General features: G+C 37.4%; 15 protein-coding genes. 3 read left to right on the top strand and 12 right to left on the bottom strand.

Features of this window, described 5'->3' with window-relative positions; translation table 11 throughout:
* The first annotated feature begins 141 nt into the window (after positions 1 to 141).
* Together B806_RS0115860 and B806_RS0115855 are read left to right on the top strand one after the other, a co-directional pair.
* On the top strand, positions 142 to 1,308 hold the full coding sequence (locus B806_RS0115860) for an efflux RND transporter periplasmic adaptor subunit (protein ID WP_017403221.1): 1,167 nt from the start codon (positions 142 to 144) through the stop codon (positions 1,306 to 1,308).
* Positions 1,305 to 4,412: an efflux RND transporter permease subunit gene (locus tag B806_RS0115855; RefSeq protein ID WP_017403220.1), complete on the top strand. Its 3,108-nt coding sequence runs from the start codon at positions 1,305 to 1,307 to the stop codon at positions 4,410 to 4,412. The genes B806_RS0115860 and B806_RS0115855 overlap by 4 nt, the downstream gene beginning before the upstream one ends.
* 80 nt (positions 4,413 to 4,492) lie before the next feature.
* On the opposite strand, the gene B806_RS0115850 is transcribed toward B806_RS0115855, so the two are convergent.
* From B806_RS0115850 to pqqA, 8 genes are all read right to left on the bottom strand, one after another.
* Positions 4,493 to 4,729: a hypothetical protein gene (locus B806_RS0115850; RefSeq protein WP_017403219.1), complete on the bottom strand. Its 237-nt coding sequence runs from the start codon at positions 4,727 to 4,729 to the stop codon at positions 4,493 to 4,495.
* A 252-nt stretch (positions 4,730 to 4,981) separates the two neighbouring features.
* Positions 4,982 to 5,158, bottom strand: coding sequence for a hypothetical protein (locus B806_RS0115845; protein ID WP_002113575.1), 177 nt, complete (start codon positions 5,156 to 5,158; stop codon positions 4,982 to 4,984).
* Between the two features lie 579 nt (positions 5,159 to 5,737).
* Positions 5,738 to 6,790, bottom strand: a complete 1,053-nt coding sequence (locus B806_RS0115840; RefSeq protein ID WP_017403218.1) for a dipeptidase — start codon at positions 6,788 to 6,790, stop codon at positions 5,738 to 5,740.
* 15 nt (positions 6,791 to 6,805) lie between these two features.
* On the bottom strand, positions 6,806 to 7,960 hold the full coding sequence (gene pqqE / locus B806_RS0115835; protein WP_017403217.1) for a pyrroloquinoline quinone biosynthesis protein PqqE: 1,155 nt from the start codon (positions 7,958 to 7,960) through the stop codon (positions 6,806 to 6,808).
* Positions 7,957 to 8,241, bottom strand: a complete 285-nt coding sequence (pqqD, locus tag B806_RS0115830) for a pyrroloquinoline quinone biosynthesis peptide chaperone PqqD (protein WP_004792407.1) — start codon at positions 8,239 to 8,241, stop codon at positions 7,957 to 7,959. Before pqqD ends, pqqE begins: the two co-directional genes overlap by 4 nt.
* Positions 8,238 to 8,996: a pyrroloquinoline-quinone synthase PqqC gene (gene pqqC / locus B806_RS0115825; RefSeq protein WP_017403216.1), complete on the bottom strand. Its 759-nt coding sequence runs from the start codon at positions 8,994 to 8,996 to the stop codon at positions 8,238 to 8,240. Before pqqC ends, pqqD begins: the two co-directional genes overlap by 4 nt.
* Positions 8,997 to 9,004: 8 nt before the next feature.
* Positions 9,005 to 9,916 (bottom strand): pyrroloquinoline quinone biosynthesis protein PqqB, encoded by a 912-nt coding sequence (gene pqqB / locus B806_RS0115820; RefSeq protein ID WP_017403215.1) that lies wholly within the window; start codon positions 9,914 to 9,916, stop codon positions 9,005 to 9,007.
* Between the two features lie 74 nt (positions 9,917 to 9,990).
* Positions 9,991 to 10,065, bottom strand: a complete 75-nt coding sequence (gene pqqA / locus B806_RS19610; RefSeq protein ID WP_001982218.1) for a pyrroloquinoline quinone precursor peptide PqqA — start codon at positions 10,063 to 10,065, stop codon at positions 9,991 to 9,993.
* 249 nt (positions 10,066 to 10,314) lie between these two features.
* On the opposite strand from pqqA, the gene B806_RS0115815 reads away from it, so the two are divergent.
* Entirely contained in the window at positions 10,315 to 12,105 is a 1,791-nt protein-coding gene (locus B806_RS0115815; RefSeq protein ID WP_017386945.1) for a bifunctional metallophosphatase/5'-nucleotidase, read from the top strand.
* Positions 12,106 to 12,171: 66 nt separating this feature from the next.
* On the opposite strand, the gene B806_RS0115810 is transcribed toward B806_RS0115815, so the two are convergent.
* The 4 genes from B806_RS0115810 to B806_RS0115795 form a co-directional block, all read right to left on the bottom strand.
* On the bottom strand, positions 12,172 to 12,573 hold the full coding sequence (locus tag B806_RS0115810) for a transcriptional repressor (protein WP_005069251.1): 402 nt from the start codon (positions 12,571 to 12,573) through the stop codon (positions 12,172 to 12,174).
* A gap of 504 nt (positions 12,574 to 13,077) precedes the next feature.
* Positions 13,078 to 13,740, bottom strand: a complete 663-nt coding sequence (locus B806_RS0115805; protein ID WP_017386944.1) for an isochorismatase family protein — start codon at positions 13,738 to 13,740, stop codon at positions 13,078 to 13,080.
* Between the two features lie 67 nt (positions 13,741 to 13,807).
* Positions 13,808 to 14,578 (bottom strand): SDR family oxidoreductase, encoded by a 771-nt coding sequence (locus B806_RS0115800; RefSeq protein WP_017386943.1) that lies wholly within the window; start codon positions 14,576 to 14,578, stop codon positions 13,808 to 13,810.
* Between the two features lie 359 nt (positions 14,579 to 14,937).
* Positions 14,938 to 15,558, bottom strand: coding sequence for an ATP-binding cassette domain-containing protein (locus B806_RS0115795; RefSeq protein WP_017386942.1), 621 nt, complete (start codon positions 15,556 to 15,558; stop codon positions 14,938 to 14,940).
* Between the last annotated feature and the right edge of the window lie 3 nt (positions 15,559 to 15,561).

Genomic DNA, 15,561 nt, shown 5'->3' with positions numbered 1-15,561 from the left:
CAATAAGACACGGGAAAAATTTGATTTATCATACGCGTATTTTTTGATAGATCTCCACACTTTTTCCACATATTCGTGATTTTGGTTACACACACATCAAAAATAATGCCAGCATCTAGAAGTCCATTAGGTGTTATAAAAGTGCAAAAGCATTTTTTAGTTCCATTCATTTTATCTTTCGGTCTTGTATTACATGGCTGTGGCAATGAACAAGTAAGTGATCAAACACAGGTATCTACGGCTAAGGTTACCGTTATTTCAATTCAACCACAGTCTATTAACTTTAGTGAAAATCTACCTGCGCGCGTTCAAGCTTTCAGAACTGCCGAAATTCGTCCTCAAGTTGGCGGTATTATCGAAAAAGTTTTATTCGCTCAAGGTAGTGAAGTTAAAGCTGGACAACCTCTATACAAAATAAACTCAGAAACATTTGAGGCCGATGTAAATAGTAATAGAGCGGGTTTAAATAAGGCTGAAGCAGAAGTAAACCGCTTAAAAATACAACTTGAGCGCTACCAGCAACTTTTACCAAGTAATGCGATTAGCAAGCAAGAAGTAAGTAATGTCGAAGCGCAATATCGACAAGCGATTGCAGATGTTGCTCAAATGAAAGCGTTATTGGCTCGTCAAAATCTTAATTTACAGTATGCGACAGTGCGAGCACCGATTTCCGGACGTATTGGTAAATCATTCGTAACGGAAGGTGCTTTGGTTAGTCAGGCTGATAGCAACACTATGGCGACTATTCAACAAATTGACCGCGTTTATGTCGATGTAAAGCAGTCTATTGGGGAATATGAGCGCTTACAGGCAGCTTTACAAAGTGGTGAGTTATCTGCCAACAATCAAAAAGCTGTACAGATTTTGAATAGTTTGGGACAGCCCTATAACGTTACAGCAAAAATGCTGTTTGAAGATATTAATGTGGACCCTGAAACTGGGGATGTCACCATTCGTATTGAAGTGACCAATCCTGAAAGAAAATTACTGCCAGGTATGTATGTCCGCGTTAATATTGAGCGTGCTTCGGTTCCTCAGGCCTTACTCGTGCCAGAACAAGCTATTCAGCGCAATATGAATGGCGATCCTCAAGTTTATGTAATGAATGCCAAAGGTGGCGCAGATATTCGCTCAGTAGAGTTAGGGCAACAATATGAGCAGTTTTATCTCATCAATAAAGGGCTGAAAGCAGGCGACAAAGTTGTTGTTGAAGGTATAGAGCGTATTCAGCCCAACCAAAAACTGGCAATTTCAGCATGGAAAGCGGCTTCAACAGAAAATACGGTGAAGCAAGGAGATGCTAAATGATGTCTCAATTCTTTATTCGCCGTCCTGTTTTTGCATGGGTAATTGCAATTTTTATTATTCTATTTGGTGTGCTGAGTATTCCAAAGCTACCCATTGCACGCTTTCCGAGTGTTGCGCCACCCGAAGTGAACATTACAGCAAGTTATCCTGGCGCTACTTCCAAAACGATTAATGATAGTGTGATTACCCTCATTGAACGGGAAATGTCAGGAGTAAAAAACTTACTCTACTATAGTGCTACAACGGATTCTTCAGGAACCGCTGAAATTACCGCGACATTTAAACCCGGTACCGATGTGGATATGGCACAAGTCGACGTACAAAACAAAATTAAAGCGGTTGAAGCACGCTTACCCCAAGTCGTCCGCCAACAAGGCTTAGCTGTAGAGGCATCGTCCTCAGGCTTTTTAATGCTTGTCGGTTTAAACTCACCTAACCATCGTTATTCAGAAGTCGATTTAAGCGATTATCTGGTTCGTAATGTGGTCGAAGAGCTTAAACGTGTTGACGGTGTCGGAAAAATTCAGTCCTTTGGTGCTGAAAAAGCGATGCGAATTTGGGTAGACCCAAATAAATTAGTTTCTTATGGTCTATCGATTAGTGATGTAAATAATGCGATTCGTAACAATAATATCGATATTGCACCAGGTAGACTTGGTGATCGTCCTCTAGTTAATGGTCAATTAATTACCATACCTTTATCCGCTCAAGGACAGCTTGAAAATGTAGAGCAGTTCAAAAATATTAGTCTAAAGAGCAATATTAGCGGCGCCAATATTAAGTTGTCGGATGTCGCCGATGTAGAAATGGGAGCTCAGTCATATAATTTTGCGATTTTAGAAAATGGTAAACCTGCAACAGCTGCGGCCATTCAGTTGAGCCCTGGTGCAAATGCAGTAAAAACAGCAGATGCGGTAAAACAGAAACTTGAAGAACTAAAAGTAAATTTACCTGAAGGCATGCAATTTAGCGTTCCTTACGATACTGCACCTTTTGTTAAAATTTCGATAGAAAAGGTCGTTCATACATTAATTGAAGCCATGGTTTTGGTCTTCATTGTGATGTATCTATTTCTTCATAATGTTCGCTATACCTTAATTCCTGCGATTGTCGCTCCAATTGCCCTGCTTGGCACCTTTACCATCATGCTTTTAACCGGTTACTCAATTAATGTGTTAACTATGTTCGGTATGGTGCTTGCGATCGGGATTATTGTCGATGACGCGATTGTAGTCGTTGAGAATGTAGAACGAATTATGGCAACCGAAGGTCTATCTCCTAAAGAAGCGACTTCTAAAGCCATGACAGAGATTACCAGTCCGATTATTGGTATTACCTTGGTGTTGGCAGCCGTATTTTTACCAATGGCTTTAGCAAGTGGTTCGGTCGGTATTATTTACCGCCAATTTACCATTACGATGTCAGTCTCAATTTTATTCTCGGCATTTTTAGCTTTAACACTCACCCCTGCACTTTGTGCAACCTTATTAAAACCTGTTGATGCAAATCATCAAAAGAAAGGTTTTTATGCATGGTTTGATCGTAGCTTTGATAAAGTCACAAAAAAATATGAAGCGATTTTACTTAAAGTCGTTAAACATACTATTCCGACTTTAATTATTTTTGTGGTGATTACAGGTTTAACTTTTGCAGGCATGAAATATTGGCCAACTGCTTTTATGCCAGAGGAAGATCAAGGCTGGTTTTTAACGTCGTTCCAATTACCTTCAGATGCGACTGCTGAACGTACAACAAAAATTGTGAAAGATTTTGAAAACCATTTAAATGAGCAGTCGGATGTTAAAAGCAATATTTCAATTATGGGTTGGGGATTTAGTGGCGCTGGCCAAAACGTTGCACTCGCTTTTACAACCTTAAAAGATTTTGGCGAGCGTGATAAATCTACTACTGACTATACCAACTTCATAAATGCAGAAATGGCAAACAGTAAAGAAGGTACAACTATGTCTGTACTTCCCCCTGCCATTGATGAATTGGGTACATCTTCAGGCTTTAGTTTGCGTTTACAAGACAAAGCAAATTTAGGAATGCCTGCTTTAATTTCGGCCCAAGAAAAGCTTATGGAAATGGCGGCCCAAAACAAAAAATTTTACATGGTTTACCCAGAAGGTTTACCTCAAGGTGACAATATTAGCTTGAAGATCGACCGCGAGAAATTAAACACTCTAGGAGTAAGCTTTGCTTCTGTTTCGGATATTATTTCGACCTCAATGGGATCGATGTATATCAATGATTTTCCAAATCAAGGCAGAATGCAGCAAGTTATTGTTCAAGCCAATGCAAAATCACGAATGCATTTAAAAGATATCTTGAGTTTAAAGGTTGCAGGCGCAAACGGACAACTGGTGTCTTTATCCGAGGTCGTGATTCCTCAGTGGAATAAGTTGCCGCAGCAATATAATCGCTACAATGGCCGACCATCATTAAGTATCGCTGGAGTGCCTAACATAGGGGTATCTTCAGGTGATGCGATGCGAGAAATGGAAAAGTTAATTGCTAAACTTCCTCAAGGTATTGGTTATGAGTGGACAGGCATTTCACTACAAGAAAAGCAATCTGAATCTCAAATGGTATTTCTTATTGCTTTATCAATGTTAGTCGTGTTTTTAGTTTTAGCTGCACTTTATGAAAGTTGGTCAATTCCGTTATCTGTCATGCTTGTTGTTCCTTTAGGAATCTTTGGTGCAATATTAGCCATTATGTTAAGAGGAATGCCAAACGATATTTTCTTCAAAATTGGTCTTATCACTATTATTGGTTTATCTGCCAAAAATGCGATCTTAATTGTTGAGTTTGCAAAGATGCTCAAAGAAGAAGGCATGACTTTAATTGAAGCAGCCGTTGCAGCAGCAAAGTTACGCCTACGCCCAATTTTGATGACTTCCCTTGCCTTTACCTGTGGTGTTATCCCATTGGTCATTGCAACTGGAGCAAGTTCGGAAACTCAGCATGCATTAGGTACAGGGGTATTTGGAGGTATGATATCTGCCACCATCTTGGCCATCTTTTTTGTTCCCGTGTTCTTTATTTTTGTGTTGGGAGCTGCAGAGAAACTATTTTCCAAAAAGAAAATTAATTCTTAGTTAAATGGATTGAGGCGAAACGTATCTATGTTTCGCCTCAATGACTTAGAAATATGAAAAGTGTACTGACAGGAAAATGATTAAGAATTAAAGACTTTAAAAACTTTACCTGTTCTTGGATGAGCAAAGCTATTATCTGGATCTAAATTGATAACTTTATCCGAAATCACAATTTTAGAAAGTGGTAACCAGCTCTGTTCCAGTTCAACGTCTACAAAGTTTTTTTCATTGATATTTTCATAAATTTGTTCGACAACGATTTCCATACCACACATACTTTTAGCATTCACTTCTTTTAAGATATGGCGTTTTGACATACTAGTCTCCATTTTTTTATTATCCGTATCGACAATAATAAAGATTGCACTGATACAATATGTAAATTTTAATAATGAAAGTGTTTTCTTTGTTCTAATCATATTTTTGTAATAATTAAATGAATAGTTGAGTGATTATTTAATTTAAATATTATTTTTAAGTTAATCTATTTAATATAGATATTACTTATTAAAAAATTTACTTTTAATCAAAATTAAAGGGTTCATTAACTGAACCCTTTTTATTTAATTCTAAACTTGTACTGCGTTATCCAGCGAACCATCATCTTTATTTTTAGCAGTGTCTTTACTAATCAATGAGTCTGTATCACTATCTGTGGTAAAGCTTTTGCTATTTTTTTGCTTTTTCTTGTACATACACATCCCAATCGCGATACCTGTTCCCAATACTATAATTGACTTTAACATTTTGCACCTCTTCGATTAACGGAGTAACTTTTGAGAAATTAGCTTAAATTAATAGCATAAAATTTGTTATTTAACGGCTTTCATTTGCTCCGCTTTTGTAAGGTGTTTATTTTTTATGTTAATTGAAGAGAAAAATAATCCCGAAAAATAAATTTTGATACAAAGCAAAAAGCCTATTCTAAAAAAGAATAGGCTTTTCACTGTATTTCAGGATTAAGCAGTATTATGAATCGCTTAAGGCAATCTTATTATCTTTAAAAATACATTACAAATGTATTTAATGCTGAACTTTTAGTCAAGATGGGATTGAGGGTTTTTACCAATAATTAGCGATTATTGTGATGACTGTCACGTTTATATAATTAGGATAAGAAAAAACCCATTTCTACTTCTCATAAAGAAATGGGTGATGTGAAAACCACAAAAGACCTGAAATACCAAATGTTCTTACATTCAGTAAGGTTGAGTGTAGTGAATATACCGAATGGTTGACAATTAAACTATTTGTATTTTTTTTAGTCATTTCGGCCAATAAAAAAATAGTTATGATTCTGTAGATTAACTCTGTTTAGTCATTCATTATTGACCAAAAATTCTATAAAGCACCCTCATCCAATTATTAAGACATATATTTTCAATCAGTGTTTTTGAATAACCACGCTGTTGCATACGTTCAATTAAGCGATGTAGGCCTGTCACATCTTCAAGTTCAGTACCTATAAGTGCACCATCGAAGTCTGAACCAAAGCCCACATGTTCTTCGCCCAAATGATCCATTAAATATTCTAAATGTTCCAAAATTACATCAATCGATGTATCTGCATTGCGTTGTCCATCCGACCGTAAAAAAGCGACATCGAAATTTACGCCTACCATCCCTTTACTTTCCCTTATTGCTTTGAGTTGTGGGTCAGTTAAGTTGCGAGCTTGAGGACATAAAGCATGTGAATTAGAGTGTGTTGCTATAATTGGCTGCTGCAATATATCTACAGTATTCCAAAAAGCTTTCTCATTCATATGTGAAACATCAATCACCATCTTTTTATTGGCACAGCGTTTTATAAAGTCTTTGCCATCACTCGTAAGACCTGCTCCCGTGTCAGGTGAGTGAGGAAACTTAGCATTTAAACCATGTCCAAAACGACTAGGTCTATTCCAGAGGGGGCCAATACTACGTAAGCCTCTTTCATAAAATACATCGAGTAAATCAGGATTTTGTTGTAAAGCTTCTGCACCTTCCATATGCAATACAATCGCTAGTTTTTGCTCTGCTCTGCAATCTTGAATATCTTGAACCGAGGTGCAAATTTTAATATTTTTAGAATACTGAGCAAGTTGGTGAGCTAAATCGAGTTGTTCCAAGCAAATTTGTTCAATTTGCTGTTGCGTAAAATCAGAAGCATTCTGATCAAATAATTTATTGGAATGATGCTGTTGCACATAGCTATATGGCGGTAAAAAAATCGCAAACATTCCACCAATAAAACCAGCTTCTTGACAGCGTTTTAAATCAAGATGGCCTACTAAACGTTCATGAATAAAAGCATGTACAGGATCTGGATGGTCACTTAGCCATAAACGTGTTAATGCGTCATTATGTCCATCAAAAACTGGAATATGGCGAGGCTTCATGAGTATTCCTACTTGCTATATATCTGTAATCGTGTGGACTGGAATATTTTGTGTGGCGCTTAAAGATTTAGAGTTTCTACTATTACGGAATACTAAATTTTGCAAAGGTGCAGCCAATTGACTTTCTGCCTGTGCTTGTTCAATCATTTGATGATACGGCGATTTCCCACATACAGGATCGGCATTAGCCGCATCTCCAGTCAACATATAGGCCTGACAACGACATCCGCCAAAGTCACGTTCTTTATCGGGACAGCTACGGCACCCTTCTGGCATCCATGCATCGCCACGGAAATGATTAAATCCAGTTGATTTGTACCAAATATCTGACAATTTATGTTCGCGGACGTTTGGAAACGAAATGGGCAGTTGTCGTGCTGCATGGCAAGGTAGCGCCATACCATCTGGAGCAACCGTAAAGAAGATTTTACCCCAGCCATTCATACAGGCTTTTGGTCGTTCTTCATAATAATCAGGCACTACAAAAATGAGTTTGCAAGGGTGATTTTGCGCTTTTAATTTTTCTCGATATTCATTGGTAATCCGTTCAGCTCGTGTCAGTTGCTCTTGTGTGGGTAATAAACCTTGGCGGTTTAGAAAAGCCCAGCCATAAAACTGACAAATTGCCAACTCGACTGTATCGGCATTCAGCTCAAGGCAAAGTTCAATGATTTCTTCAATCTGGTCAATGTTATGTCGATGAATAACAAAGTTAAGCACCATTGGATAATCGTATTTCTTAACCAATCGGCACATTTCATACTTTTGTTCAAAAGCATGTTTTGAACCTGCTAAGGCATCATTCACCACAGGATCGCTAGCTTGGAAGCTCACTTGAATGTGTTCTAAACCCGCTTGTTTCAGATCGGCAATACGTTGTTCGGTAAGGCCCATACCAGAGGTAATGAGGTTGGTATAAAACCCTTGTTGATGAGCATATGCAACGAGTTGTTCTAAATCTTGACGTACCAGTGGTTCACCGCCAGAGAAACCAAGTTGAACAGCACCCATTTGACGCGCCTGATCAAAAACGTCAAACCACTCTTGGGTGGTTAGTTCATTTTTATGCTGAGCGTAGTCTAATGGGTTTGAGCAATATGGGCATTGTAGCGGACAACGATAAGTTAACTCCGCTAATAACCATAAAGGCAGGCCAACACCTTCTGTCATACTAAATCAATCCAGTGTTGCTGCTTTGCGACCAGCATGTAATCCACTACATCTTGATCTATCTCAGCAATATCACCAAATTTTTGCTTTAACTGAGCAATAATTGCAGAAACATTTTGCTGCCCATCAATATATTGCCCGATTGCCCCTGCACTCTCATTTAACTTAATCATGCCTTCAGGATATAAAATCACAAAACCATTTTGAGCTGGCTCGAACTGAAAACGGTAACCTTGTCGCCATGTTGGCACAAGGTTTAAATCAAACTGCTCTTTATTCATTTAAATAGTCCTTTGTGCCAAACTCGTTTGCTTGTCACGCTGTGATATGGTGCTTCATTGTGAACATATGCCAAAGTTAAAGCATCTAAAATGCTCCATAAAATATCCAGCTTAAACTGTAATATTTCAAGCATTCGTTCTTGTTGCTCAAAAGTTGTAAATGAATCAAGCGTAATCGTTAAACCATGTTCAACATCACGACGTGCCTGACTCAAACGAGAACGAAAATACTCATAGCCTTTATCATCAATCCATGGATAATGCTGCGGCCATGAATCAAGTCGTGACTGATGAATTTGTGGAGCAAAAAGTTCAGTTAAAGAGCTGCTTGCTGCTTCACGCCATGAAGCACGGCGTGCAAAATTTACATAGGCATCTACCGCGAAGCGAACGCCCGGTAAAACTAACTCTTCAGAAATAACTTGTTCGCGACTCAAGCCCACAGCTTCAGCTAAGCGTAACCATGCTTCCCGACCACCGCCATCTGGATATTCACCATCTTGATCGATCATGCGTTGAATCCATTCTTGACGGACTCGCTGATCAGGGCAATTTGCCATAATCGCCGCATCTTTGAGCGGAATATTAATTTGATAGTAATATCGGTTTGCAACCCAAGCCTGAATTTGTTGCTGGGTGGCTTTACCTTCATACATCATCACGTGAAAAGGATGATAGATATGATAATACTGGCCTTTATCGATAATGGTTTGTTTGAATTGTTCAGTCGTTAAAGCTTCAGGTGTTTGAGTCATGTTTCACCTTAGAGTTCAATCTGCATGCCATCATAGGCAACTTCTACACCATTTGCTTTAAGCTCAGCAAACTGGCTAGAGTTTTCATTTAAAATTGGATTGGTATTGTTAATATGAATCAGCACTTTTTTAGGTGTATTCAATTGGTTTAAATAAGACAGTGAACCACCTTCGCCACTAATATATAAATGCCCCATTTCTCGGCCAGTTTTAGTTCCAACCCCAGTTTGCTGCATTTCATCGTCTGTCCAAAGCGTACCATCAATCATGACGCAGTCTGAACTCTGCATAATCTGCATGATTTGATCATCAATTTTTCCAAGACCCGGTGCATAGAACAACTGCTTTTGTGTCTTATGATCTTTAATAATTAAAGCAATATTGTCGCCGTCATGTGGGTCATTTCGATGCGGTGAATATGGTGGTGCAGCACTTTTAATAATTAAAGGCAAAAATTCTAAATTTTCGAAACCATTAATTTTAAAAGCTTGTTTAGGGTTAATCTCATGATATTGAAGACCGCCATTCCAGTGTTTGAGCATATTAAATACTGGAAAGCCGCTCGTTAAATCTTGGTGGACCATTGCTGTACACCATACATTCATTGGGCAACCTTCACGTAAGGTTAAAAGCCCAGTGGTATGGTCTAACTGACTGTCCATTAAAATAACGCTTGTTATTCCTGTATCACGTAATTTACGCGCTGGTTGCGCTGCTTTAAATTCGAAGAGTTGCTGACGGATGTCAGGTGACGCGTTTAATAAAACCCAGTCTGTTCCATTTTCAGAAACAGCAATCGATGATTGAGTACGGGCTTTGGCTTGGATTGTACCTGTGCGCACACCATGACAATTCGGGCAATTACAATTCCACTGCGGAAACCCGCCTCCGGCAGCTGAACCTAAAACATAAATATACATAAAATTAATATCTTATTAGAAAGAGATAAGCCCTAGAACAAGACTAGGGCTTATGACATATTTGATGAAACTGATTAACGTGCTTCAAAGTACATTGTAACTTCAAAACCAATGCGTAAATCAGTAAAAGCTGGTTTAGTCCATTGCATAAATTATCTCCGGTTCATATTAATCTTATGAAATGAATCACTTGATTAAGATTTATAAGGCAATTAAAAATTTATTCTAAATAAAAAAATTGGGTTTGTAGACCACCCCTAGCTAAGATATTGTTCGATAATTGTGTTTTTTGTCCAAATTTTAATATTTCGAACATATTTACTTATTGGGTGTTTCATCAAACATTCATACTAAAAGCGTATTTTTTTATCCGTCTTAATTGATCAAATGATAAAAAAATGAAAAATTTAACAATACTTTTTAAAGTAACAACACTTTCTCTGGCTGTAGCATTATTGGCGGGATGTAATGACGATGATGATAATGACACAGCACCACCTGCCCAAAGAAGCAATCAAACCGTAAATATTTTAGCTTTTAATGACTTTCATGGAAATCTTGAGCCACCTAAGCGTTATGTCGAGGCACCAAATCCAAATGATGCTGCTCAATCTGTTCGTATTCCTGTGGGAGGAGTGAGTTACTTTGCCGATGCAATTAAAAAACTTAAAGCAGAAAATCCAAATAATGCTGTGGTTTCGGCAGGCGATTTAATTAGCGCTTCTCCTCTCACCTCTTCTTTATTTTTAGATGAACCAACCATTGAAGTCATGAATGATATTCAAATTGACTTTAATGCTGTAGGTAACCATGAATTTGATCGGGGTACAGACGAATTACGCCGTTTAAAAAATGGTGGATGTCAGCAATATACCAGCACAGCACCTTGTCAAATTAATAAAAATTTTAGTGGTGCAAAATTTGATTTCCTTGCTGCTAACGTAGCAATGAAAAATGACACCAGTAAAACGATCTTCCCAGCCTATAAAGTCAAAACTTATGGCGGAATTCCAGTCGCATTTATTGGTTTAACTCTTAAAGCGACGCCAAGTATTGTTTCTGCGGCAGGTATTAAAGATGTTGAATTCCGTGATGAAGCAGATACAGTAAATGCCCTGATTCCTGAATTAAAAAAACAAGGAATTGAAGCTATTGTAGTCGTTGTCCATGAAGGTGCAGCGCCAAGTACGAAGCTCAATCAAAAAACATGTGATGGTTTAAGTGGTCCGATTTTAGGAATTTTGGATAAGCTTAATCCAGCAGTTGATATTGTTGTTTCAGGTCACACACATCAATCTTATATTTGTGACTATGCAACAAAAAATCCGGCTAAACCATTCTTACTTACTTCAGCTGGACAATATGGCACGCTTATTACTGACATCAAGATTGAATTAGATGGTAAAACTGGTGATGTAATTAAAAAAGATGCGAAACAGGTTCCTGTACAAAGTGAAGCATATACGTCTGGTACAACCACAGTAAGTCTTACAGATCTCTATCAAAAATTTAGTAAAACCCCAAGCATTGAAGCAATTTTAGATAAATACCGCCAAGCTGTGACCACCATTTCAAGTCGTGTGGTTGGTACATCTACTGCAGTTGTGAGCCGTACTCAAGTCGAAAGTGGTGAAAGTCCGCTAGGTATTATGATTGCAGATGCTCAGCAAGCGGCTGCCTTAAAAGCAAGTAATCAAGGCTCAGACTTTACGCTAATGAACCCAGGTGGTGTGCGTGCTGATCTATTTATTAATAGTAATAACCAGATTACCTTTGGCGATGTTTTTGCGGTTCAACCATTCGGTAACTCTATTGTGACGTTGAGCTTAACCGGTAAACAGATTAGAGATGTGCTTGAACAGCAATGGTCTGGTGCAAATGCAAATTCGCCTAGAATTTTACAACCGTCTAAGGAGTTGAGTTATCAATATGCGGCAAATACATCTGTTTCACCACGAGCAAGTAATATTATGATTGCAGGTTCGCCGTTGGTTGACACTAAAGTGTATCGCGTGACGGTAAATAGCTTCTTGGCAGATGGTGGTGACAACTTTACGGTATTAAAAGAAGGCCAAAACCGTGTCGGTGGTGGTCAAGATATTGATGCGCTTGAAAACTATGTTGCTGAAAACTCTAAAGATTCACCTTTAACTATTCCAGCTACGACTCGAATTAAAGTTATCAAGTAACTGATTTAATAAAAATAAAGGACAGTATGATGCTGTCCTTTATTTTTATGGCAGTTTAAAAGATTTTTATTCGGTATATAGATTGAGCTCAACACTACTGATATCGACTCCGGTATTTGCAAAAATAATATCAGTAACCTCATGAAGTAATTCTTTAACTTTGTCATGTTCAAAGTTCAAGGCTTCAGAGGTTTTGAGCGAAATGAGGTTACAACTCATCTTGTCTTTTCTAAGCTTATAAATACTTTTGCTTTTACCTAAAAACACCCTTTTGATGAGTTTACGGTTTTCAAATTCCGACAAGATTCGATAAATCGTTCCTAGCGTTATTTTATGTTCATTTTTAATTTGCGTATAAATACTCACAGCACTTAAGCCTTGTGGATTTTGATTTAAAATTTCAAAAACCTGTATTCTCGATTTTTTTATTGGTAGTCCATTTAATAATGATTTTGAAGTTGCTGTCATGATTAATTAACCTTAATGTTGAAAAAATATAGAAATTTTTTAAAATTATTTTGTCTATACTTACTTGAAAATTATGGAAATGATTTGATGTATAAATCAGAGCTTATTACCCTATAAATAAGCTTTGATCTGTTTATAAGATTCTGAATAATTTAATATTATTCCTAACTCACTATCTACATGTACGCCCTTGGCGAATAAAAGAATTCTTGAGCTGAACCATATTGCGACCCTCTTCATTAAGTCATTTTTCGACCTTATTCTATATAATGATTAACACATGATAAATATTATCATTTGTGTTTAGCGGTGTATCATATACATATAAGTTTTAATATTCAATATTAAGTAATTATCAAATACATAATGATAATCATTATACATTACTGATTAAATGATGATGAGTTGCATCAATTCTCTATTATAAGTATTCATTTCCACCCATATAAAAAGCAGATCGATGATCTACTTTTTATATTTTAAATAGAATAAGTTAAATGACTATTATGCTAAAGATAGTACATTTTGTTCTTGCATCCAGGTTTGGATTACTTGTTGTGTTGTCATGACTTGAGCACATCGTGTACTGGCATATTTTAATGCCATATCGTGCTCTTCGCGGCTAAAGTCAGCTAGTGCATCACCACATAAGAATGGTTGGATGTTTAGCATAAAAGCTTCAGCAGCACTCATAAGACAACCAATATGCGCATATACCCCGCAGATAATCAGTTGATCGCGACCAGATTCCCGCATGAGTTGTTCGAGAGGTGAAAATTTAAAAACACTATATCTCCACTTGGTAAGAACCGTATCATTTTTTTGAGGTGAAATTTTTGGCAAAATCTGCGTAAAGCTCGGCTCGTTCTTTAAACCAGGTCCCCAAAAATCAGTTAATAACTGTCGATGTTCAGGTGATTGATTGCCGGGTTGTGCTGTATAAACAACGGGAATATTAGACTGATGAGCAGCATCAATTAATGCTTTGGTGTTTTTAATGAGTTCTGGAATAGGTTCTTGAGTTAAGTCATAGAAATCTAAAAAATATTGCTGCATATCATGAACCAATAAAACAGCTCGATTGGTATTCAATAACCAATTTGTTTTGTTGGGAGTAAATTCATGGGCTTGGGGCATACTGTAACTTGCAATCTTTGGAATACTCATTAGTATTTTCCTTTTCTATTTTTCAAAATATTTTTAATTTCAGATGGTTGTTGTGCTGAAGTAGTATTTAAACCCCAAGTGTCGCTCCCCCATCTACCACTATTTCTTGCATCGTAATTTGGGCCGCTCGGTCCGAAAGTAAAAAGCTCACGGTATTGGCAATATCATCTGGCTGCGCGAGTTTTCTTAAGGGAATACCTGTTCGGTACTGACTCAAATCACCATCAATTACTGCAGGTGGAGGTGCATTATCAGTCCAGAGTTGTTGCTGCATTTGAGTGAGAGTAGATCCTGGTGAAACAATATTTAGCCTGACTTGATAAGGTGCAATTTCAAGTGCCAGATTGCGACAAAAATGACTCAGTGCGGCCTTAGTGGTGGCGTACATACCAAGTTGCATACGCGGCATGCGTGCACTATTTGAACTAATAGTGACAATACTGCCCTGCCTTTTTGCACAAAAATGTTTAGCAACTTGTTGGCTAATCGCAATAGGTGCCATGACATTGACCGCAAAAAGTGTTTCCCAATCTTCCGTTTTGGCTTCAAGCATGGAGCGCATAATTAATACTCCTGCTGCATTTACTAACCCCGTAATTTCGTATCTTTCTAAAAGCTCTGAAATTAAAGTTTGTGTTTCTTGTTGATGGGTAATGTCTTGTGAGATGCCTTGCCATTGTGAAGTTTGATCGGGCGTTATTGTTTTGCTGATATCCCATTGTTTAGGATTTTCTTGTCGGTCAATACCAATAACATGATAGCCCTGATCTAGTAGTTGCTTGGCAATAGCCGCTCCTATCCCTCTTGCAGCACCTGTGACCACGATGGTAGAGCGCATGTGGATACTCCAATTTATATTATAAAGAAATCTATAAATATAATTGCAAATAATTATCATTATTATCAAGAGCAAATTAATATAAAAGATTAATTTATGATCTCAGGCAAATGAGCTTTAGCTTAAAATTTTAAATTAAATTGTTGTTTTATATGTTTTTTATTAAATTAGAAGGTCAGGAATATTTTATTATTAATAATCATTTTCAATAAGGCAGGTTTTGGTTTATTCGGCTAAAATCAGGTTTATGGTTTATCAAACCCAGTAACTTTTTAGGGTTCAATCTCCCGCAGGCTCAGAATGAGTTCTCTATAACTCCGACTCTCGTAAGTTTGGAAATGCGTATAAAAAATGAAAAATTATAAAATCCACATAGTTTCGGTCAGATGTTTAATCTCTTGAATATCATGACTCACATAAATCATTGGAATTTTTATTTCCTCTTTTACTTTCTGAAAAAAAGGAATAATTTCAGCTTTATGATTCGCATCTAATGCTGATAAAGGCTCATCAAGCAGTAACAGCTTAGGTGAATATAACAATGCTCGACCCAGTGCTACGCGCTGTTTTTCCCCTCCTGAGAGTTTAATGGGCATACGTTGTAATAAATGCCCTAACTTTAATAACTCAATAATGTAATCTGCTTCGAAGTGACGTTCTTGTTGGGATAGACGCTTAAGACCAAATAATAAGTTTTGCTTTACCGTTTTATGCGGAAAAAGCTGAGCATCTTGAAAAACCAATCCAACATGCCGCTTTTGGGTACTCAAGTTAATTTTTTGATCTGAATCAAACCATGTTTGGTCCTGTATTTTAATGAGCCCACTACGCGGAGTGTTCAGGCCAGCAATGGCATGTAAAATCGATGTTTTACCTGAACCCGATGCACCGAATAAGCCAATAACAGAAGCATCTGACTGGAAACTAGGTTCAATATGAAATTGACCCATTTGTAGCTGGAAACGGCAATCAATCAACATAAT

It is taken from the genome of Acinetobacter sp. TG2027 (genome assembly GCF_000302435.1).
GTDB classification, from domain to species: domain Bacteria; phylum Pseudomonadota; class Gammaproteobacteria; order Pseudomonadales; family Moraxellaceae; genus Acinetobacter; species Acinetobacter pittii.
Note: the sequence above shows the minus strand (reverse complement) of the source record. Positions and strands in the feature narration are given on the sequence as shown.